The sequence below is a fragment of the Methylosinus sp. DMC45 genome (assembly GCF_056313885.1).
In genome coordinates this window covers 20,281-40,070 of sequence record NZ_JBQUZK010000064.1, presented here as the reverse complement: position 1 = coordinate 40,070, position 19,790 = coordinate 20,281, and the positions used below count along the sequence as shown (strand labels likewise).

Genomic DNA, 19,790 nt, shown 5'->3' with positions numbered 1-19,790 from the left:
TATTCGAGGCCTTTGGTGAGTTGGAGCGCGAAAGCCGTCGCCGGCGCGGCCGATCGGGCGCGGGGCGTCATCCGCCCCGCTTCGTCGGCCGCTTTCGCGTCGCTCGCCGCCGCCGCCCGCGCCGCGCTGGAAGAAGAGATCGCGCTGCGGCGGCCGTTTCTGTGGCTGCCCGTCGCGTCCGGCGCCGGCGTCCTTCTCTATTTCGCGGCCGATCGCGAGCCCTCGTTCGCCGCCTCGGCGGCGGGCGTCGTCATTCTGGCGGCGCTGTCCTTCTTTTTGCGCGCGCATAGGGCGGGGGCGCTGCTTCTGCTGCTCGCCTGTCTCTCGGCGGGCTTCTTCGCCGCCGTCTGGCGCGCCGCGCGCGTCGATGCGCCGATCGTCTCACGCGCCGGCGTCGGCTTTCTCACCGGCTTCGTCGAGGAGCTGGACCCGCGCCCCAATGGCGCGCGCTTCATTCTGCGCATCGCCAGCGCGGAAGGACTGCCCAATGACGTCGCGCCCTTTCGCGTTCGGCTGACGACGCGGGGCGAGGCGAAATTTTCGGCCGGCGATTTCATCGCGCTGAAGGCGCGCGTGCTGCCGCCGGCCCATGCCGCTCTGCCGGGCGGCTATGATTTCTCGCGCGACGCATATTTCGCCGGCCTCGGCGGCGTCGGCAATGCGCTCGGCCGCATCGACGTCTTGCCGCCGCCCGATCCTGCGCTAATGTCGCTGCGCTTCTTCGCCGCCGTCGATCGGCTGCGCAATGCGCTGGCCGCGCGGGTCTATCGCGCGCTCGGCGGCGACACCGGCGCCATCGCCGCCGCAATGGTGACGGGCAAGCGCGATTTTCTGAGCGAGGAGGCGAAAGAGCTGATCCGCCGCGCCGGCATATTCCACATCATCACGATATCCGGCGTGCAGATGACGCTCGTCGCCGGCATTTTCTTCGTCGGGCTGCGACGGCTGCTGGCGCTCTCGCGCACGCTGGCGTTGAATTATCCGATCAAGAAATGGGCGGCCGGCGTCGCCATCATCGGCGCTGTTCTCTACGACATCGGCACCGGCTCGCGCGTCGGCACGGAGCGCGCGCTCATCATGACGACGATCATGCTGATCGCCGTTCTCTTCGATCGGCCGTCGCTGTCCATGCGCAATCTGGCGCTGGCGGTTTTCTTCATCGTCACCTTCCAGCCGGAGGCGCTGCTCGGGGCCAGCTTTCAGCTCTCCTTCGCCGCGGTGGCGGCGCTGGTCGCCGTCTATGAGGCGCGCGGCGCGCTCATCGAGCGTCGGCGCGAGCCGCCCGCCTTCGGCCGAACGCCGACGCGCTTCATGCGCTGGCGCGAGAATATGGGCGAGCTATTGCTGCGCGGGCCGGCGGCGCCGATCTTCGCGACTCTCTGCGCCACATCGGCGACGGCCTCCTTCATGGCGGACGATTTTCACGAATTGAGCCCCTATGTGCTGATCGGCAATCCGCTGACGCTCGCCATCATCGAATTCTTCGCCGTGCCGGGGGCGCTGCTCGGCGCCTTTCTCTATCCTCTCGGCCTCGACGGTCCGGTCTGGCGCTATGTCGGCTTCGGCATCGATCTCGTCACCGCCATAGCGCGGCTCATCGGCGCCGCGCCCGGCGCCAGCCTGCCGGTGAAGAGCTTCGCGCCTTTCGCGATTATTTTCCTGTCGCTCGCGGTTCTCTCGCTCGTGCTGTGGCGGACATGGCTGTTCCGGGCGACGGCCATTCCCTTCGCCATGCTCGGCCTCTTCGGCGCCGCCAGCGGAGAGGGCTTCGATCTCGCCGTCGCGCCCGGCGGCGACGCCGCGGCGCTACGCCTGCCCTCGGGTGAGCTGGCGCTGCTCGGCCGCGGAAAGCTCTCCTTCGTCGGCGAGCAATGGCTGCGCGCCGACGCCGACGCCAGAGCGCCGGCCGACGCCCGCGTCTCCTGTGACGATCTCGGCTGCGTGGCCAAGGCGATCGACGGCCGCGCCGTCGCGCTGGCGACGGACCGCAAGGCGCTGATCGAGGATTGCGCCCGCGCGGCGATCGTCATCGCGCCCTTCTATGCGCCGGAGGGCTGCGGCGCGCCGATCCTGCTCGATCGCCGCAAGCTCGCCGAGACAGGCGCGGCGACGCTGCGCTTTGTCGGCGAGCGAGTGGAATGGCGAACCGCCCGCGCCCCGGGCGAGGACCGCCCCTGGTCGCGCGCGCCGAGGCGGAGGGCGGCGAGCGCGTCGCCTTCCGGCGCGGAGCCGCCCCTCGAGGAGGAGGAGCGGCTGAACTGAATCAGACGCTCTCCAGCGTCTTGGCGCATTCGGCGATGAAGGGCACTGACTTCCAGGCGTCGTCCATTCTGCCGAGAGATTCGAAGATGATGTCGATCACGCGGGACAAGGACATTTCGCGGGGCGCGTATTGGGGCTGCTTGAGCCAAGTGAAGCCGCCCTCGAAGCCGAAACGACGCGCGATCTCGGGATAGACGGGCCATACTTCCGAGATAGCGAGCCTATCGGGCTGTGTCCGGCGCAGCGACTCGGAGCGAGCGAAGGCCTCTTCGTCGAGAAAGCGCCCCTTCAGCGCGTTCCGAGCAATGTCGACCAGAACGAAGCTGCGAGGGTGGTGGCAGATATAGAAGAAATCGCGCTGCGTTTCCCAATAATCGAACGCATCTTGTAGCCCAATTCCATATTTGCCGAATTCGGCGACGAGGCGGCTTCTGTCGGTCTTATACAGGTCGAAATAGCCGAGCTTCTCATAGACGTCTTCGCGGAAGAGCGCCTGCGTCTCCTCCGCGGTCTTACCGATCGCCCGCGCGCCCAGCGCGATCAGAGAGGTCTGCGTGTGCGGCGCGCCCTCGCTGAACGGTCCCCAGAAGCCATCCAGGATGGCGACGTCTGGATGCAGGCCGCGGAAATACAGCTCTGGAATGATCACGCGTTCGGCGTTGGGATTGAGCGCGCTCGCCAGGCGGAGCCCGTCGAGCGGCCAGCCGATATAGAGATCGCACTCTTTGAGATATTTCTCGAACTCGGGCTTCTCGCCGGTCTCGAGCCATCGCTCCGCCTCGTTGAATCCGGCGGCCTTGATCGTCCAATCGGGGAACAGCGTCTGGACCACCTCGTAATAGGTGGAGGTCGCGCAATTCGAAATAATGATGACCTTCATCTCAGAACCCTATGTTCGTGCCGTATTTCTCTTCGTCGCAGATGATGCGGCCCGCATAGGACTGGTCCAGCACGCCGCTCGCGGCGGCCGGCTTCGTCGGCGGGACGACTGGCTCTGACGTCTGGCCGAAATAGGCGGCCTTGAAGACGCGCATGACATGGGAGACGCCGATTTCGGGCACAGTGCGCTTATTGCTGTCGTAATATTTTCCATTGTTGAAATGGCTGGAGATAATCTCGTAGGACGGGAAATAATAGACATTCTCGACAGAGTTCTCGACGCTGCCGCAGACGGCGCGCAGCACCGACTTGCTGTAGACGGTCGCCGACAGCACATGCTCATCGGTGTAGGTCGCCGTGAGCGGCACTGGCGAGACGGTCAGAATGACGCGCGCGCCTGGATTGATCTTGCGCAGCCCGGCCAGGAACTCCTCGAGATCGGCCTTCACCTCCTCATAGGAATAGCGATGGAAGACGGCGGCGGAGGCCTGTGGATCATCCGTCGTGACGCCGGGATGAATGGGCAGAACGAACTGGCCGTCCGGCGTCGTCCAGCCCTCGATGAGCCCGAGCGTGAAGACGAACACGGTGCAATCGGTAAACACGCGGCGCACAGCCTCGAGATGCGCGCGCCGCGCGGCGGCGACTTCCTCCGCGCTCGTGAAGCCTTCCGTATAGGTCGTTGGACGAAAAGCGTCGACCAGGCGTCCGTCGGGACGCGGCAGCGCCAGCGGCGGTAGGCTCAGCTGGCCGGTGGCCTCGAGCAGAAGCTGGCGAAGCTGGGCGACCGTATAGATATTGCCGTAGCGCGCCGAGAACACCGGCTGATCGGCGGGGCTCGCCTCGGTCTGCAGGAAGCGGACGCCCGGCATCGCCTCTATGTAGCGGGACACGTGCTGCGCGAAGCAGCTGCCCGCGGTCGCTATGCGGTCTTCCTCGCCGATGAGAAATTTCTTGTGCGGGATCGGGCTGACATCCTCGGGAGGGAGGTCGGCGACAGCCGTGCGCCAGAATTGGGAAGGCCCCTTCGTCGCATATGGATTGCCCATCGGATCACCTCATGAAAGTCGTGGCGACCCGGTCGTCCTTCGGCGCCGCGAATAGCCGACGTTCGAAAGAGATGAAGGCGAGGGCCGCCGCTGCGCATCGTCCCGACTTGTGCGGTGCAATGGGCATATCGACAGCGGAGGACGAAGGCAAGCCCGCCGTAGGGCTCGCCTTTTTTCATTCCGATCGTCGCTGGTCGGCCGGGGGAGGGATCAGTCGTGCGGCTCGCGTCCGCCGGAGGACTGGCTGCGGCGCTCGCTCACCGGCCGCGCGGCGCGGCGCTCGACGCTCGGCCGGCCGTGCTTGCTGGCGCGCTCCAGCGCCGCGAGGCGGCGTCGGATGGGCTCATCGAGATCGGGAGAACGGGCGAGGGGACGGAAGTCGTTCTTCGAATAGGGATAGCGGCTGGCGCCGTGGAAGATCTCGACGCCGTGAGTCGTCATCACGGCGTCGCCTCGCCGCAGCGTCGGGTCGAGATAGATCGCCTCGATCGAGCTCTCATTGGTCTGGCCGGCGTGGCAGGAGCATTCCTTGTCCTTCTCGCCCTCGTTCTTGCGCTGCAGGGACGCCATCAGCCGCGCATAGGTCGCGCCGCCGCGCGCCGCCACGGCGTCCTCCATCTTGTCGGAGCCGCCGCGCATCACATAGAGCGTCGTGCGCGCGCCGGGGCAGAGGCGCCCGCAGGCGCGCTGGTGGCTCGCCGTGTCATTGGCGCTCGAATAGAGGCCGACGGGGAAGAAATAGCCGTCGCATTCGCGCACGCAGTAGGAGCGTCCGCCGGCCGCGGTCTCCGTATAGACGGAGCGCTCCGGCTCGCCGCCGCCGCCGCGGGAGGCTCTGCGCGTGGGCTCGCCCCGGCGCTCTCTCGGGACATAGACGCGACGCTCCTGCTGGGCGGCGCCATGGCGCCGGGCGTGGCCGTGGCGGCGATAGCTCGGATAGGCGCCGGCGCCATAGTCCGAGTAGCCGCCGCCTCCGCCGCCGAACAATTGCTGGAAGAAATCCTGGGCGAATGCGGAAGAAGGCTCTAGCGCCGCTATGAGAAAGGCGAGGATCAGGCCGCCGACAGCGGCGAGGCGACGTCGGGAGCACTCCCGCTCGCCGCTTTTACGCGAAGACATGACGCGGCACCTGTTTTGACGCAACTCCCCCTTAGATGGAGCGTGATCGCAAGAGACAAGCCGTCCGGTCCTCGGTATCTCGCCGTCTGCGTCTCAGGCGTCCTGCGCGGCGCGGCGCGACGCCGTGAGCAGAGCGGCGATCAGCGCCTCGGTGCGGAAGGGCTTTTCGACGATCGGGCGCGCGGCGTGGGCCGAAGGCAGGGCCGAACGCCCATAGCCGGTCGCGAAGACGAAAGGGACGCCCATAGCCGCGAGGCGATCGGCGACCGGCTCCACGCTCTCGGCGCCGATGCGCAGATCGAGCAGGGCGACGTCGAATTGCACGTCGGCGATGTCCCGCAACGCGACGGCGACGGTCTGGGCCGAGGCCACGACGCGGAATCCATGCTCGACGAGCGTCTCCTCGAGCGCGAGCGCGATCAGCGGCTCATCCTCGACGACGAGCACGCGCCGACCGAGCGCCGCCTCCGCGCTCCAATGTTCTGTCCCCATCTCGGCCCCCACGCTCGCGAGGGTGGGGTCGATTCCGGGCCTCTGTCCAGAGCGGGAAAGCGCGGGCCGCTATCGCGCCCGCAGCGCGGCGAGCGCCCAGATCGCCAGCGCCAGCCAGCTTCCGATCGTCAGCGAGCCGCCGATGGGCGCCGCGTAAGGAAACAGCCGATCGCCCGTGAAGCTGCGGGCGGCGAGGTCGCCGGAAAACAGCGCGACGCCGGCGATGAGGGCGAAGCTCGCGCCGCCGAGCCAGCGCGCGAGCGGGGGCTTTGTCGCCAGCAGCGCGCCGAGGCCGAGCGCCGCCGCCGCATGGATCATCAGGAAGCGGCTCGCCGTCTCGAGATTGGCGGCGTTGGAAATATGCGCGCTCGCGGCCGCGAGCGCGACGCCCGCAGCGCCCGAGAGCGCAGCGAGAAAGACGATGAGAAGGCTCGGGCGCTGCATTAGATACTCGTTATAAATGCAAGCAGAACAACGATAATCCTGCTCATGTTGATGTTCTGGATGAGGTCTTTGGCCGCAGGGCTCGCGCTTCGCGGCGAAGGCCAGGATAGGCTTTGGAGAGCGAGCCTGAAGGCTCGCGGTCCAGGAAGCGTTTCGGACCGCGAGCCTTCAGGCTCGCATATCTCGCTCGGCGCGGCCTCTCAGTAGGCGTTCTCGGTCTTCAGCAGCGCGATCGGCGTCAGCGCGAGAATATAGATATCGAGCAGGATCGACCAGTTCTCTATGTAGTAGAGATCGCATTCGACGCGCTTCTGGATCTTCTCGGGCGTGTCGGTCTCGCCGCGCCAGCCATTGATCTGCGCCCAGCCGGTGAGGCCGGGCTTGACGCGATGGCGTGCGAAATAGCCGTCGACGACCTCGTCGTAGAGATGCTCGGCGGCGCGCGCATGCATGGCGTGGGGACGGGGTCCGACCAGCGACAGATTGCCCTGGAACACGACATTGAACAGCTGCGGCAGCTCGTCCAACGAGGTCTTGCGGATGAAGCGGCCGACGCGGGTCACGCGCGGATCGCCCTTGGTGACGAGCTTGGCCGCGGCGGGATCGAGCTTGTCCGCATACATGGAGCGGAATTTATAGACCTCGATCTTCTCATTGTTGAAGCCGTAGCGCGTCTGGCGGAACAGCACCGGGCCGCGCGAATCGAGCTTGATGGCGAGCGCCACCGCCGCCATCACGGGCGCGAAGAGCAAAAGGCACAACGCGCCGACGATCTTGTCGAAGGCGGATTTGATGAGCACGTCCCAATCGGCGATCGGCTTGTCAAAGACGTCGAGAACCGGAACATTGCCGATGTAGGAGTAGGAGCGCGGGCGAAAGCGCAACTTATTGGTGTGCGCGGCGAGCCGAATGTCGATCGGCAGCACCCAGAGCTTGCGCAACATTTGCAATAGGCGCGTCTCGGCCGAGATGGGTAGGGTGAAAATCACGAGATCGAGCCGCGTGTGGCGCGCGAATTCGACGAGATCGTCGATCGTGCCGAGCTTGGGATAGCCGGCGACGACGTCCGGCGAGCGATCGTCGCGGCGATCGTCGAACACGCCCAATATGCGCAGATCGCTGTCCTGCTGCGAGGCGGCGAGCGCGCGCAGCACGGGCTCGGCCGCCGGGCCGCCGCCCACGACGACGGTGCGACGGTCGAGCTTGCCCTGCTGCGTCAGCGAGCGCACCACGGCGGCGACCGCGAAGCGCTCCGCCGCCAGCACGGCGAGACCGCCCGCGTACCAGCCGAGCAGCCAGACGCGCGACAGAGCGTTGTCGAGCTTCAGGAAGAAGATCGCCGCGAGCGCCGCGAGAAAGACGAGGGTCCAGCCGCCGGCGAGCTTGAGCCCCTGGCCGATGGGCGTGCGAAAAGCGGCGGGCGTGTAGAGATCGAGCGCCTGCCAGGCGACGACCGCGAGCAGCGCCATTCCGGGGATGACGATGAAATATTCGAAGCCATAGCCATAGCCCGGCGCGACGTGCAGCCGATGCACGGCGAAGCCGGTCGCGGTGATCAGCGCGAATTCGAGAATGCGGACGAGGCCCGCCAGCACGACCGGCGAATAGGCGGGAATCGGCCGCGCGTCGGCGGAGATTTCCGCCAGCCGCGAGGCGGCGCGACTATCGTCATTGGCCGGCGCGGCCGCTTTGATGTCGCGTAGGGCGAAAGCACACATGACGTCACTCCACTCATCAGGCCCGCTGCGGCAGAACGGCCTCCGCGGCGCTGCGATGTCCGGCGGCCTCCAGCGCTTCGCGATATCCGCGCAGCACGGCCTCGACCATTGCAGTCAAAGAGAAATTTTCTGCTACTCGTTCAGCGAGCTGGCCGGCGGCGCGCCTCCGCGCCTCCTCGTCCATGCCGCTCGCGGCGATCATCGCGCGCGCCAGCGCCGCCGGATCGTCGCTCTCGACGAGACGATTCGCATGCTCGCCGAAAATCTCTGGAATGCCGCCGACATTGGTGGCGATCAGCGGCGTGCGCGCGGCGATGGCCTCGAGCACGATATAGGGAAGCGACTCGGCCCGGCTCGGCACCACCAATATGCGCCCCAGCCGCAGCGCCTCGCGCGCCGGCATGGGCGGCGCGAAGGAGAGACGCTCGCTCACGCCGAGCCTTTCGGCGCAGGCGCGCAGAGCCGCTTCGTCCGGCCCGGAGCCGACGAGGGCGAGCCGCGGCGCTTCTCCGGTCGCGTCGCGAATGAGCGACAGCGCCTCGATCAGCGTGTCCACGCCTTTGAAGCGGCGCCATTCGCCGACATAGAGAAAATCCGCCGCTCCGGCGATCGGGGTGATCGGCTCGAGCTCCTCCGGCCGCAGCCCATTGGGCACGACGCGGGTCGCAGCGCGGGAGAAGCCGATCGCTCTCGCGAAGCGCTCTTGCGCATAGGCGCTCTCGAAGGGAATGAAATCGGTGACGCGCTCCAGCGCCTTCTCCACCGAGAGATAGAGACGATTGACGAGCGCGTCGGGATCGTAATGGAGGCTGCCGCCATGCGGCGTGTAGACGCGAATATGCGGATGCGGCAGCGTCGGAAACAAGGGCAGCAGCGCCGGCAGGCGCGCATAGAGCCCGCCTTTGGCGCCGTGGCCATGCACGACATCGGGCGCGAGCCGCTTCAGCGCCATGGCGATGCGAAAGGCGACGATCGGATCGCTCCAGCTCGGCAGCCGGCGCATGCACAGACGCGTGACGCCGAGCTCCAGCGAGGGCTCGAGCATTCGCAGCGTCGCCTCCGCGCGCTCGCCGCCGGTGGAGGAATCGGCGATGACGCCGACCGCATGTCCGCGCGCCGCCTGGGCGCCGGCGAGATCGACGACATGACGAAAGAGCCCGCCGATCGGCGCGCGCATCACATGCACGATGCGCAGCCGTCCGGGGCTCTCGTCGTCGCTCGTCTGGCTCTGCCGGTTCTCGCGCATCTTTCTTCTTAGAAAATCCGTTCGCGAACAGTGATCGTGTCTCCTGGCCGGACCGCCTGCAGCAAAGGCACGCGGCCGGTGACTGGAACGCCGCCGTAGTCGCGCGTCAAATCGACCTCGCCTTGATAGCCGCGCGGGTTGAAGCCGCCGGCTATGGCGATCGCCTTCTGCACGGTGAGACCCTCGACGAAAGGATATTGTCCGGCGCTCATCACTTCTCCGAGCACGAAGAAGGGACGATACGCCTCGACTTCCACCGAGACGCGAGGATCGCGGACGAATCCGTTGCGCAAACGTGCGGCGATTTCATGTTGCAGCGCCTGGGTCGTGAGGCCGGCCGCCGGAACGATGCCGATGAGCGGCATCGAAATATGGCCGGAGCCGTCGACCGTGTAGCTGTTGGAGATCGCATCCTGGCCGAAGACGATCACGCGAAGCCGATCGCCTGCCGCGAGCGTGTAGGGCTCCTCGGTCGAGGAGGTCAAAAGCTCTGGAACATAGGCGCCCGGCAGGGCGCATCCCGACAATGTCGCGCACATCATCAGCCAGAACAGGAGAAAGCCATATCTCGGCATTTAGAATCTCGGGCTCGAGGAACAGCTAAAGAACGTGTCCCGGGGAAATTTTTTAACGGTTCATGGTTAACAAAGCCTGATCGCCGCGGGCCGCTTCGTCGCCTCTCGAATGGCGCCGTCTCGCCGCGGTTAACCCCGCGGAAACCATAATCTCGGTACAAGGTCCGAGCGCCAATTGGAGTTCGCGAGATGAGTTTCGGCCACCCTCACGATGACGCGGGGAGCCCCCGGGGCGAGACGGGACGCGCGATTTCGCGCGAGGTCCCGCAGACAGACGTCTCGACCGGCGAGATCGATCTCGGGCAGATCGCCGGCGCCTTGTCGCGTCGCCGCCGCATCGTGATCGGCGTGACGCTCGCCGCTTTTCTCGGCTCGCTCGTCTTCGTCAATGTCGTCAAGCCGCGCTACACGGCCGAGGCGCGCGTGCTGCTCGAGAATCAAGAGAGCTATCTGACCCGCGCCGACAAGGAGCGCTCCGACCCCACCGCGGCGCCCGACGCCGAAGCCGTGCAGAGTCAGATTCAAATGCTCACCTCGCGCGATCTCGCGCGGCGCGTGCTGAAATCGCTCGATCTGCAAGGCAATTCCGAATTCGATCCGATTGCCAACGGTCTCGGGCTCGGCACGAAGATCGGCGTGATGCTGGGACTGACGCGCGATCCTTCCAAGCTCGCGCCGGAAGAGCGCATGCTGGACGCCTATTTCGACAAGCTGCTCGTGCTGTCTCCGACCAAGACGCGCGTGCTGCAGATCGAATTTTCCGCGCGCGATCCCGATCTCGCGGCGCGCGCCGCCAACGCCATCGCTTCCTTCTATATAGACATTCAGCGTGAGGCGAAGCGCGAGAACGCTCGCGACGCCGCGCAATCGCTGAGTCCGCTGGTCGCCGATCTGCGCGAGCGGCTCGGCCGGGCCGAGGCCAAGGTGGAGGCCTTCCGCTCGCGTTCCGGCCTCTTCGCCGGCACGAATAATATGACGATCGCCACGCAGCAGCTCGGCGACCTCACCAATCAGCTCTCCATTTCGCGCACGGCGCAGGCCGACGCCGAGGCGAAAGCGAAGCTGGTGCGCGACATGCTGCGGCAAAATCGCGTGGGAGAAATTCCCGACGTCGCCAATAATGAGATGATCCGCCGCATCGGCGAGCAGCGCGTGTCGCTGCGCGCTCAGCTCGCGCTCGAATCGCGCACGCTGCTGCCCGGCCATCCGCGCATAAAGGAGCTGCAGGCGCAGCTCGCCGATCTCGACGCCGATTGGCGCCGCGCCGCCGAGCGCACCGCGCGCACATTGGAGAATGAGGCGCATATCGCCTCCTCCCGCGTCGAGAATCTTTCTCGCGCGATGGACGAGCAGAAGCGCGTCGCCGGCGCCGCGGGCGCGGATGAGGTGCAGCTGCGTGAGCTCGAGCGCGCCGCGCGCGTGCTCAAGGATCAGCTCGAGGCGGATTCGGCCAAATATCAGGAAGCACTGGCGCGCGAGGGTCCGAAAGCTTCGCCCGCCGACGCGCGCGTCATTCAGCGCGCCGTCGCGCCGCCGATTCCCTCCTTCCCGAAAAAGGTTCCGATCACCGCCTTTGCGACGATCGCCGCCTTTGTTCTCTCCGCGGGATCGATCGTCGCGATCGAGCTGCTGAGCGGCCGCGCGCGCGCCGCGGCGCCGCTTCCGGTGCCGCGCCTCGAGGAGCGCGACGACGCGGAGCTGGAGGCGCCGCCCAAGGCGCGCATCGCCGCCGATCGGCGCGAGCCGACCTTTGTGGAGCCCGAAGAAGAAGAGGAGCAGGCGCCGCCTCCGAAGATGGCGAGCCTCGCCGCCGAGCCGCGGACGCGCCTGTCGCCCTCGCGCACGCCCAAGCTCGAAAGCAGATCGACGCGCGCCTATCGATCGAGCGTCGTCGGAAAGATCGACGCGGCGCGCATGGCGACGCTCTCGGTGAAAGTTCTGCTGGTCGGCTGCGCCGACGCCGAGCATAGTTTCGACAGCGCGGTGACATTGTCGCGCGCGCTGGCGCGGCGCGGCCTCGCCATTATCGTCGCCGCCGATGCGCAGGAGCGCGGCGAGCTCTATGATCGGCTGATCCCCGATGTCGATCGCGCCCGGCCGCTCGGCCTCGCCGATCTTTCGAGCGGCGCCGCGACCTTCGCCGAGGCCATTCATCGCGACGCGGATTCGCGTTTGCATGTGATGCCGGGCGGCCGCGCCGCGGCGGAATATGATCAGGACGCCGAGCCCGTGCTGGAAGCGCTGGCGCAGACCTATGATTTCATCGTCTTCGCCACGCGCGATTATGATCGCGCCATGTTCCTCGCGCCGTCCTTCGACATCGTTCTGGTGAGCGGCTCCGAGCGCGCGGCCGAGGCGGTCATCGACGAACTGGCGCAAGCGGGCGTCAGCGACGCCTTCCTGCTCGAGGACGAGACCGCTCCCGCCGACGCTTCGGCCGCGTAAAGTCAGCGCGCGAGTCGGCGCAGCTCGGTGAGCTTGGCGAGAAGACGCGGATTCTGCTTCACCGCGCGCTTGGCGCGGGTGAGCGCGGACAGCACGGGCGCCGCGAGCGCGCCGAGCGTTGTCGCCGGAATGAGCGTGTCGACGAGCGCGATCGTCTCGTCGCAGACGGCGTTCTTGTAGCGCGCCTCGCCGACGCCGAGATCGAAGCGCGTGACGCCGCGTGAGAGAAGATCGCGCAGCAGCGAATGCAGCAGCAGATCGCCGGGCGAGGAGCGTGCGATCTCCTCATCCGCCACGAAGGAATTGAGCATCGCCGAAAAGCGCCCGCGATGGGTGAAGCCCGCATAGGTCGCGATGATGCGCGCGTCCAGCGTCAGCGCATGGACCTCGAGCGCGCCGCCGCAGAGGCCGAGCACGAAATCGCGCATGGCGCCGCTCGCAAAGGAGGGATCCTGCAAGCGCTCGGCCTTTTGCGCGAGCAGCGCCTCGAGAATTTCTGTCGCGCGCGCGCCCGTCGCGTCATGCTCGAAGACGAGCGCGCCCATCTTCTCGAGCCGCGCCTGCTTCTTGCGCAGCTTCTTGCGCGTATCGGCGGAGAAGCGCGCGTCGAGCTCGCTCGCTGTCGCAGGAAGGCTCGTCCCATAGGCGAAGCTCGGGCTCGCGCTCGAGCCGGGCAGGGCGAGCGGATTGGCGACGCCCTCGAAAGTCTGCGGCTGATTGGCGAGACGATAGAGATCGACGCCGCCGGCGCGCGCGGCGCGGCGCAGCAGAGCGCGAAGCGCGGCGGCGTCGAGACGCGCATCGGCGGCGAAGAGGCCGAGATTGAAATTGCTCTCCTTGCCGCCGAGAAATTGCGCGATCCGCAGCGGGCCGAGACGCGATGTTGCGAGCGCGAGCAGCGCGAGAGGGCGCGCGTTCTCGCCATGCCTCGCGACGACGATCATCGGCGTGAGGCCGCGCGCGCGTCCGAATGTCTCGAACCAATCGCGCGCGAATCCGAAAGATTGATAGGCGCTGGCCGGCGCATTGGCGAACAGAACCTCCCAATCCGCGCGCGCCGCCTCGAAGGAGGCGAAGACGTCGAGCGAGATTGCGTCCACGGACGTCTCTGGTCGCGACAGATCCATGAGGCTTTCTTCTGTGAGATTCTCTGCCCTTGCATTAACCATATCGTCGCCGCATTGCTGATGTTTGCGCTTCTTCGCGACACTAGCAAGGAAAGGTCAACGAGACCTCGAGATGGTGGGCGCAGAAAAAGAAATGCGCGGGAGGCGCGGGGTTGTGACGAAATGGCGTCGAATGGCTATAGAGGCGGGCATGGAGTTCTTCCGCGCGAGCGGCGTGCACCGTCTGGCCGAGCCTTATACGCGCGGGCTGGGCGCGATATTGATGTTCCATCGCGTGCGTCCGCGGCTCGAGCAGGCCTTCGAGCCCAATCAGCCGCTCGAGATCACGCCGGAGTTTTTGAACGCGCTGATCGCGCGGCTGCGTCAGCGCGGCGTCGAGATCGTCTCGCTGGAGACCGCGCTCGCGCGGCTGCGCGAGAGTGAGACGGGAGCGGCCTTCGCGGTCCTCACCTTCGACGACGGCTATCGCGATTTCGTCGAGCATGCGCTTCCGGCGCTGGAGCGCCACAATGCGCCATTCACGCTCTATCTCACCGCAGGTTACGCCGACGCTTCCGCGCGGCTGTGGTGGGTGGAGCTGGAGGAGGCGATCCGGCGCCTCGATCGTCTCGACGTCATCGCCGGCGGCAAGCACATTTGCTGCGCGGCGGCGACGGCGGCGCAAAAGCGCCTCGCGTTCGCCGAGGTCTATGCGCAGCTGCGCGCGGGCGACGAGGCGGAGCTGCTGCGCGTCGTCACCGCTCTTTCCGCCGAGGCGCGGATCGAGCCTCATGCGCTCACGCGGCGTCTCTGCCTCGGATGGAGCGAGCTGCGCGCGCTGGCCGATCATCCGCTGGCGACGATCGGCGCGCATTCGGTGACGCATGCGCGATTGGCCAAGGTGGATTGCGCGGCCGCGATCTATGAGATGGCCGAGAGCCGGCTGCGTCTTGAGTCCGAGCTGCAACGGCCGGTCCCGCATTTTTGCTATCCGGTCGGCGATCCGACCTCGGCGGCGCGACGGGAATTCGAGCTGGCGGCGCGGCTCGGCTTCGCCAGCGCCGTGACGACGCGTGCGGGCATGATCTTTCCCGAGCATCGCGGGCGTCTCATGTCGCTGCCGCGGCTCTCGGTGAATGGACGGCACCAGTCGCTCGCCGCGCTGGACATTCTCCTGTCCGGCGCGCCTTTCGTTCTGATGAACGGAGGCCGCCGCGTTGCGGCGGCCTGATCCAGCTTTATCCAGTCGGTCCAATATCCGATCAGGCGAAGCCGAGACGCTGCGTGAAGCTGCGCCACAGCTCGCCGAGCGATTTCTTCTCCGCGACGGAACGAGCGCGAGCGGCGACGGCGCCGGGCGTGATCGCGCCGGAATAATTGCAATCGCAGAAAATGTGATGCGCCTCGCGCATGGAGAGCTGGAAAAAGTCGATCGCATCGCCGAGCTTGTCGCCCTTCAGGCCTTCCTCGCGAAACGCGGCGTCGCGAAAGGCGATCGACAAGGGCGACTCGTCCTGACGCAGCTTCACGCGTTCCTTCACCGGCACATATTCCATCATCGAGAAAAGGCGGATGCGCCCGACATGCGCTTCGATGAGAGCCGCGAGCCGCTCCAAGCGCGCGCGACGCAGAGACGCCTGGTCGCGCTTCGCCTCGATCGGCTCGACGCCCGCGAGCTTGGTTATTTCTTCGAGAGTCCGGTATTTCATCACGCCCTCCGTCGCCAATGGGGCCTTTCGCCCGACAAAACAAATCCCCGACTCGACTGAACACATTCGACGAAGATTGGTTCCGGCGGCTTTCCGCGGTCGGCGCCGGCACGGCGACGCTCGCGTCGACGGGCGCGATCGTCGCTCTTGCCGGCTCGGACAGCGCGACTAGATGCTTCGCGGGGTTGCAGGACGGGCTGCAGGAACGGAGATCCTCATGTCCATGACCTTCCGAGAGGCGACAGCGCAAGAAAACGCCGCAGTCTATGGCGGTCTCGTCGATGCGGTGGGAGGCATCGCAACGATCGTCCTCGCCGTGTGCGGGCTCGCCGGAATCAATCCGCCGCTCATGGCGGGCATAGCGACGATCGTGTTCGGCGTCGCTCTGCTCATTCAAGGCGGCGCAATGCTGTCGGAATATGCGCAGATCATTTTTCCCGCGGGCGCGAAGGCTGCGAATTTCGAGCATTTCGGAGGCGGCAGCCTCTCGGCCGTCTTCCTCGTGGGAGCGGCGGGAATTGTGCTCGGCGTTCTCTCGCTGCTCGGAATCAATTCCGGCGTGCTGACTCCGATCGCGACCATCGCTTTCGGCACGGCGCTCGTGCTCAGCAGCAACGCCGTTTGGCATCTCTACACGCTGCGTCATGCGCAGGCGAAGAGCGAAGCCGCGCAATCGCAGAATGTCGGCGGCGAGTTTCTGGCGAGCGAGATGGCCTCTGGCTCGGCGGGCATTCAGGCGCTGGCGGGCTTGGCCGCGATCGTGCTCGGCGTTCTCGCCGTCGCGGGCAACAGCAATGATCTCGTGCTCAATCTCGTCGCGCTGCTGGCGCTCGGCGCGACTGTCGTGCTCACCGGCAGCACGCTGAGCGCGACGGTGCTGAGCTTCATGCGTCCGTGGTCGTCGTCGCAATCCTGATCGGGCCGCTCGTCTCTCGGAGCCGTGACGAAAACGGCTCCGGGGGTCGTCGAGCGCGCGAGCGAGTCGCGCCGCGCTTCAGCGCGGCGTCTGATCCTGCGACTCGCTGTCCGACGGCGTGTCGAAGAGATGCAGAAAGGCGCTCTTGTCGGCGCGCAGCTTGCGCAAATGCACGAAAGCGAGCTGCGCCAGCCGACGGTCGCCGAGCGTCGTCAGCACGATGAGCGATCGGCGGCGATCGAGCGGATCGCTCTTGCGCTTGACGAGCTTGGCTTGCTCGAGGCGCGAGACCAGCTCCGCGGCGCTGTGATCGCGGATCAGCAGCTGCTCGGCGAGCTCGCCGACGCTGATATGCGCCCCGGCGCGAAAGGTCTTGATGGCGAGCAGCGCCTGATAGCGCTGCATGGTGAGGCCGACATCGGCGGCGGCCTGCTCGCTGAAGGCGAGGAATTGCCGCAGCGCGTAGCGGAAATCGGCGAGCGCGCGAAGCTCCTCGTCGGAGGGGCGGCCGGCGTCATCGCTTTCCTGAGGTCGGCTCTCGAGCGCCGTCGACATTTTTCTCGTTCTCCTCGGATTCGCTGCCCGCGATCTTCGGCCAAGCGCCCATGATGGCCTTCGCCCCGCGCGGGGTCAAGCGCCCGCCGCGGCGGGCGCAAGGGAAGCGCGCTCTTGCATTTATATCGCTATACGATGTATATTCATCGTGTCACGATGAGCGGCCGATGCGGCGGCGGCGCTCGGGGAAAAGCGCGCCCCTTTAAAGACGCGCGATCGGGAGAGAAGCATGATCGTTCGATTTTTGGCCGCCGCGGTTTTGGTCGGCGTGGCGACGCAGGCGCAGGCGCATGGCGGAGTCAGCATCGACGAAGGCCAGTGCAAGATGAAGATCGGCCCCGATCAGATGAATTTCACCGGCTATCAGCCGCTGAAATCGCGCGAGCAGTTCTGCGACGACATTCCCGATGTCGGTCCCACCATCATCGTGCTGGACGCCGTTCAGGAAGAGCTGCGCGACATGAATTTGGAGATCCGCGTTCTGCGCGACGTCGGTCAGGCGAGCGACGACGAGAACCTCGAGCAGAACACGGAGACCTATGTGCCGGCGAAGAAATATCGCGCCGGCACGCTCAATTTCGAATACGACTTCAAGAACAAGGGCAAATTCATCGGCCTGGTGAAGGCGAGGAGCGACGACGGGACGAAAGAATATGTGTCGCGCTTTCCCTTCTCCGTCGGCGAGACCGAAAGCCGCAACATCACCATCGCGACATTTTTTGCGGCGCTGGGACTGGTCGGATTCGTTATCTGGTACAAAAACTCCTTCAAGGCGAAGCCGCCGCGAGCGTGATCGCGGCGGCTTCGCCGTCATTGCGTGTGCGACGCTGCGATTCCTGCGGCGCGCCGAAAGGGAGGCGAGCATGTCTATCGATCGACGGCGCGTTCTGTTTTTGACCGGAGGCGCTGCGCTGGCTGCGAGCGGCCTTTCTCGCGTGAGCGCGCATGAATATGAAAAAGGCGGGATCAAGGTGGAGCATCCTTGGCTGCGTGCGCCGCGCGACGGCGAGAGCGACGCCAATCTGTTCATGGCCGTGTATAACCGCAGCGATTCCGCCGATCGTCTCATCGGAGTAAAATCTCCCGAGATCGGCGGCTTCGATCTGCATGTCGCTCCACACTTCGCGGTCGCGACAGATGCGATCTTCTTTCCCAATGGATCGAAGGTGACGCTCGCGCCCGGCGGCTCCTTCGTCCATCTCTCCGGCATAAAGAAAATCAACCCCGTCGGCTGGGGCTTCGAGCTCACGCTGGTGTTCGAGAAGGCCGGCGAACTGCTCATCGACGCGGCGATCGACGCGCCGGACGCCGCGCATGCGCATGATGCGGAGGCGATGGAGAGATGGGAGAAGGCGCATCGGACGCCGCAGGCCGGCGATGCGCCGGTCGAGGATCATCGTTCGGGCCATGAGGAGCAGAAGGGGCAGGGCGAGGCGCTGCCGGGCGTCGGCGAGCCGCAACCGGCGCAGTGAGCGCTTTTCCCCACGCTGCTCGAAAAATTAACTTGCGCGCGACGCAATATGTCGCCATTCGATAGGTCAAGCTGCGACCCCTGACGCCTCTGCACGCAGCCAATTCGAAACAACGAGCGGCGGCGCACCAATGGAGAAGAAAATGGCTCTGCAGACCTCTGGGAAGGACATCGTCAAGTCTCTGGCGTGGTTCATCGGCGCGATCGCGCTGATCATCACCCTGGTTCATTTCGCCCCCATCATTTCCCACGGGGGCTGAGCGGGGCACTCTCGCTGGCGCTACGCCGGTCGCGATCCGTCAGCGGTCACGGCCGGCGTCCTCGCATTCGGCGGCCTATGCGCGCCGAATGCGCGTTTGGAATTGCCCGACCGGGCCGCTATTGTCCGCGACGTCACAGACGAGGTCGCGCGCAAATGGTCGAAAAAAGGTCGGGAGAGGGCCGTATCGAGGCCTATCTTCTGCAGGAGATGAAGGCGGAGATCGACGAGCTCGCGCGCAGCGAGGTCGATGACGCCACGAAATTTTTCTATGCGCGAGCCCGCGAGTTCTATTGGACGGTGACGCGTCTGCTCGGCCTCGGCCGGCTGCATGACGGCGTATGGCGAAAGCCGAGCGACGATAAGGCGAGCGCGTGGCGCACGGCGCTCGCGGGCGACATTCCGCCTCCCGCCGCGCATGCGCGGCTGCTCGTCGATATGACGGCGACACATCGCACCATAGGCCGCACCGGCATTCAGCGCGTCGTTCGCGAGATCGCGCGCGCCATGGTCGAGAGCGGCGCCGGAATTCCCGTCTTCATGGAGGATGGGAGGCTCTTTTCCCATTTTCTGCACGATAATCTTCCCGACGAGGTGGCGCCGGCCGCGGGCGATAAATTTCTTCTGCTCGACGCCGGCTGGCACCTCACGGCGGAATATTCGCGAATGATCGATATCGTCGCGCAGGCCGGCGGCGAGACGGTCGGCTGCCTCTATGATCTCATTCCGCTCCTGTATCCGTCCGTGGTGACGAATTCCGCGCATCGCGCCTTTGTGGAATGGTTCGATCTCCTCATTCGAAAGAGCGACGCGATCGTCGGCATCTCCAAGTCCGTCATCGACGATCTCGAGGCCTATGCGCGGGAGCGCGGCCTGCCGTGCAAGCCGGGCCTCCGCCTCGGCTGGTGGCCGCTCGGCGCAGATTTTCGCGCGCCCGGCGACGCGGCGCCGTCGCCGAACGCCGTCGAGGCCGCGGCGGGCGGGCGGCCGCTCTTTCTCAGCGTCGGCACGCTGGAGCCGCGCAAAGGCCATGCAGTCGCGCTCGGCGCCTTCGATCGCTGGTGGGAGCAGGGCGCCGATGTCCGCTATGTCATCGTCGGCGCGAAAGGCTGGAATGTGCGGGCGCTCGAGCGGCGCATTCTGGAGCATCCCCAATTCGGCCGTCGCCTGTTCTGGCTGCGCGGCGCGAGCGACGCCGATCTGCGCTATCTCTACGAGCGCACGCATGCGCTCGTGTTTCCCTCTATCGCCGAAGGCTTCGGCCTGCCGCTCGTCGAGGCGGCGCATTTCGGCGCGCGCGCCATAGCGAGCGACATTCCGGTGTTTCGCGAGGTGGGCGGCGACTGGGCGTCCTATTTCGATCCGGGCGACAGCGACGCTCTGCTGGCCCGGCTGAAGGAGGCGCTGGCCGCTCCGCCCGCCGCGCCGGCCTGCGACATATTGTCCTGGGGGCGCTCCGCAGAGGCGCTGGCGCGCCTTCTGCGCGAGGGCGACTATCCCGCCCGGCTTTCGGAAAACGTCGCCCTGGAGGCGCGCTGAGGCGCC

18 protein-coding genes are annotated in these 19,790 nt (G+C 66.3%); 7 read left to right on the top strand and 11 right to left on the bottom strand.

The genetic code is table 11. The features are described 5' to 3' along the window. Window positions 1-15 precede the first annotated feature (15 nt). Window positions 16-2,262: a ComEC/Rec2 family competence protein gene (locus tag ACT53T_RS24060; RefSeq protein ID WP_476163190.1), complete on the top strand. Its 2,247-nt coding sequence runs from the start codon at window positions 16-18 to the stop codon at window positions 2,260-2,262. 1 nt (window position 2,263) lies between these two features. On the opposite strand, the gene ACT53T_RS24055 is transcribed toward ACT53T_RS24060, so the two are convergent. From ACT53T_RS24055 to ACT53T_RS24020, 8 genes are all read right to left on the bottom strand, one after another. Then, window positions 2,264-3,142 carry a WcbI family polysaccharide biosynthesis putative acetyltransferase gene (locus tag ACT53T_RS24055; RefSeq protein WP_476163189.1) on the bottom strand — a complete coding sequence of 293 codons (879 nt, stop codon included), beginning with the start codon at window positions 3,140-3,142 and terminating at the stop codon, window positions 2,264-2,266. Window position 3,143: 1 nt separating this feature from the next. After that, complete coding sequence (locus tag ACT53T_RS24050; protein ID WP_476163188.1) at window positions 3,144-4,190, bottom strand: GSCFA domain-containing protein; 1,047 nt, start codon at window positions 4,188-4,190, stop codon at window positions 3,144-3,146. A 210-nt stretch (window positions 4,191-4,400) separates the two neighbouring features. Then, a complete protein-coding gene (locus ACT53T_RS24045; RefSeq protein WP_476163187.1) occupies window positions 4,401-5,309 on the bottom strand; it encodes a DUF2865 domain-containing protein in 909 nt (302 codons plus the stop codon). A gap of 93 nt (window positions 5,310-5,402) precedes the next feature. Continuing rightward, entirely contained in the window at window positions 5,403-5,801 is a 399-nt protein-coding gene (locus tag ACT53T_RS24040) for a response regulator (RefSeq protein ID WP_476163186.1), read from the bottom strand. 69 nt (window positions 5,802-5,870) lie between these two features. Then, entirely contained in the window at window positions 5,871-6,245 is a 375-nt protein-coding gene (locus ACT53T_RS24035) for a DUF423 domain-containing protein (RefSeq protein ID WP_018265105.1), read from the bottom strand. Window positions 6,246-6,445: 200 nt separating this feature from the next. After that, on the bottom strand, window positions 6,446-7,963 hold the full coding sequence (locus ACT53T_RS24030) for an undecaprenyl-phosphate glucose phosphotransferase (protein WP_018265106.1): 1,518 nt from the start codon (window positions 7,961-7,963) through the stop codon (window positions 6,446-6,448). Window positions 7,964-7,979: 16 nt separating this feature from the next. Further along, on the bottom strand, window positions 7,980-9,209 hold the full coding sequence (locus ACT53T_RS24025) for a glycosyltransferase family 4 protein (RefSeq protein ID WP_476163185.1): 1,230 nt from the start codon (window positions 9,207-9,209) through the stop codon (window positions 7,980-7,982). An 8-nt stretch (window positions 9,210-9,217) separates the two neighbouring features. Continuing rightward, window positions 9,218-9,784 carry a polysaccharide biosynthesis/export family protein gene (locus ACT53T_RS24020; RefSeq protein ID WP_018265108.1) on the bottom strand — a complete coding sequence of 189 codons (567 nt, stop codon included), beginning with the start codon at window positions 9,782-9,784 and terminating at the stop codon, window positions 9,218-9,220. Between the two features lie 189 nt (window positions 9,785-9,973). Here ACT53T_RS24020 and ACT53T_RS24015 point away from each other — a divergent pair, with 189 nt between their 5' ends. Further along, on the top strand, window positions 9,974-12,229 hold the full coding sequence (locus tag ACT53T_RS24015; protein ID WP_476163184.1) for a Wzz/FepE/Etk N-terminal domain-containing protein: 2,256 nt from the start codon (window positions 9,974-9,976) through the stop codon (window positions 12,227-12,229). A 2-nt stretch (window positions 12,230-12,231) separates the two neighbouring features. Here ACT53T_RS24015 and ACT53T_RS24010 read toward each other — a convergent pair whose 3' ends face one another. Then, entirely contained in the window at window positions 12,232-13,356 is a 1,125-nt protein-coding gene (locus ACT53T_RS24010; RefSeq protein ID WP_476163183.1) for a GNAT family N-acetyltransferase, read from the bottom strand. A 172-nt stretch (window positions 13,357-13,528) separates the two neighbouring features. On the opposite strand from ACT53T_RS24010, the gene ACT53T_RS24005 reads away from it, so the two are divergent. Beyond that, window positions 13,529-14,566, top strand: a complete 1,038-nt coding sequence (locus tag ACT53T_RS24005; RefSeq protein WP_476163182.1) for a polysaccharide deacetylase family protein — start codon at window positions 13,529-13,531, stop codon at window positions 14,564-14,566. Window positions 14,567-14,597: 31 nt separating this feature from the next. On the opposite strand, the gene ACT53T_RS24000 is transcribed toward ACT53T_RS24005, so the two are convergent. Then, entirely contained in the window at window positions 14,598-15,044 is a 447-nt protein-coding gene (locus ACT53T_RS24000; protein ID WP_245278158.1) for a hypothetical protein, read from the bottom strand. 217 nt (window positions 15,045-15,261) lie between these two features. Here ACT53T_RS24000 and ACT53T_RS23995 point away from each other — a divergent pair, with 217 nt between their 5' ends. After that, window positions 15,262-15,960, top strand: a complete 699-nt coding sequence (locus tag ACT53T_RS23995; RefSeq protein ID WP_400767476.1) for a hypothetical protein — start codon at window positions 15,262-15,264, stop codon at window positions 15,958-15,960. Window positions 15,961-16,038: 78 nt separating this feature from the next. Here ACT53T_RS23995 and ACT53T_RS23990 read toward each other — a convergent pair whose 3' ends face one another. Continuing rightward, window positions 16,039-16,515 (bottom strand): MarR family winged helix-turn-helix transcriptional regulator, encoded by a 477-nt coding sequence (locus ACT53T_RS23990; protein WP_476163181.1) that lies wholly within the window; start codon window positions 16,513-16,515, stop codon window positions 16,039-16,041. A gap of 229 nt (window positions 16,516-16,744) precedes the next feature. Between ACT53T_RS23990 and ACT53T_RS23985 the strand changes: the two genes are divergently transcribed. The 3 genes from ACT53T_RS23985 (at window position 16,745) to ACT53T_RS23975 (ending at window position 19,784) form a co-directional block, all read left to right on the top strand. Further along, window positions 16,745-17,308 (top strand): hypothetical protein, encoded by a 564-nt coding sequence (locus ACT53T_RS23985; protein WP_476163180.1) that lies wholly within the window; start codon window positions 16,745-16,747, stop codon window positions 17,306-17,308. A gap of 70 nt (window positions 17,309-17,378) precedes the next feature. Next, window positions 17,379-17,987: a copper chaperone PCu(A)C gene (locus ACT53T_RS23980; RefSeq protein WP_476163179.1), complete on the top strand. Its 609-nt coding sequence runs from the start codon at window positions 17,379-17,381 to the stop codon at window positions 17,985-17,987. A 414-nt stretch (window positions 17,988-18,401) separates the two neighbouring features. Beyond that, window positions 18,402-19,784: a glycosyltransferase family 4 protein gene (locus ACT53T_RS23975; protein ID WP_476163178.1), complete on the top strand. Its 1,383-nt coding sequence runs from the start codon at window positions 18,402-18,404 to the stop codon at window positions 19,782-19,784. Window positions 19,785-19,790 lie beyond the last annotated feature (6 nt).

What these genes read in the sequence shown, in the direction of transcription:
- ACT53T_RS24055 (WP_476163189.1), bottom strand. Translation starts at nt 3,142, where the DNA reads ATGAAGGTCATCATTATTTCGAATTGCGCGACCTCCACCTATTACGAG.
- ACT53T_RS24050 (WP_476163188.1), bottom strand. Translation starts at nt 4,190, where the DNA reads ATGGGCAATCCATATGCGACGAAGGGGCCTTCCCAATTCTGGCGCACG.
- ACT53T_RS24045 (WP_476163187.1), bottom strand. Translation starts at nt 5,309, where the DNA reads ATGTCTTCGCGTAAAAGCGGCGAGCGGGAGTGCTCCCGACGTCGCCTC.
- ACT53T_RS24040 (WP_476163186.1), bottom strand. Translation starts at nt 5,801, where the DNA reads ATGGGGACAGAACATTGGAGCGCGGAGGCGGCGCTCGGTCGGCGCGTG.
- ACT53T_RS24035 (WP_018265105.1), bottom strand. Translation starts at nt 6,245, where the DNA reads ATGCAGCGCCCGAGCCTTCTCATCGTCTTTCTCGCTGCGCTCTCGGGC.
- ACT53T_RS24030 (WP_018265106.1), bottom strand. Translation starts at nt 7,963, where the DNA reads ATGTGTGCTTTCGCCCTACGCGACATCAAAGCGGCCGCGCCGGCCAAT.
- ACT53T_RS24025 (WP_476163185.1), bottom strand. Translation starts at nt 9,209, where the DNA reads ATGCGCGAGAACCGGCAGAGCCAGACGAGCGACGACGAGAGCCCCGGA.
- ACT53T_RS24020 (WP_018265108.1), bottom strand. Translation starts at nt 9,784, where the DNA reads ATGCCGAGATATGGCTTTCTCCTGTTCTGGCTGATGATGTGCGCGACA.
- ACT53T_RS24015 (WP_476163184.1), top strand. Translation starts at nt 9,974, where the DNA reads ATGAGTTTCGGCCACCCTCACGATGACGCGGGGAGCCCCCGGGGCGAG.
- ACT53T_RS24010 (WP_476163183.1), bottom strand. Translation starts at nt 13,356, where the DNA reads ATGGATCTGTCGCGACCAGAGACGTCCGTGGACGCAATCTCGCTCGAC.
- ACT53T_RS24005 (WP_476163182.1), top strand. Translation starts at nt 13,529, where the DNA reads ATGGCTATAGAGGCGGGCATGGAGTTCTTCCGCGCGAGCGGCGTGCAC.
- ACT53T_RS24000 (WP_245278158.1), bottom strand. Translation starts at nt 15,044, where the DNA reads ATGAAATACCGGACTCTCGAAGAAATAACCAAGCTCGCGGGCGTCGAG.
- ACT53T_RS23995 (WP_400767476.1), top strand. Translation starts at nt 15,262, where the DNA reads ATGTCCATGACCTTCCGAGAGGCGACAGCGCAAGAAAACGCCGCAGTC.
- ACT53T_RS23990 (WP_476163181.1), bottom strand. Translation starts at nt 16,515, where the DNA reads ATGTCGACGGCGCTCGAGAGCCGACCTCAGGAAAGCGATGACGCCGGC.
- ACT53T_RS23985 (WP_476163180.1), top strand. Translation starts at nt 16,745, where the DNA reads ATGATCGTTCGATTTTTGGCCGCCGCGGTTTTGGTCGGCGTGGCGACG.
- ACT53T_RS23980 (WP_476163179.1), top strand. Translation starts at nt 17,379, where the DNA reads ATGTCTATCGATCGACGGCGCGTTCTGTTTTTGACCGGAGGCGCTGCG.
- ACT53T_RS23975 (WP_476163178.1), top strand. Translation starts at nt 18,402, where the DNA reads ATGGTCGAAAAAAGGTCGGGAGAGGGCCGTATCGAGGCCTATCTTCTG.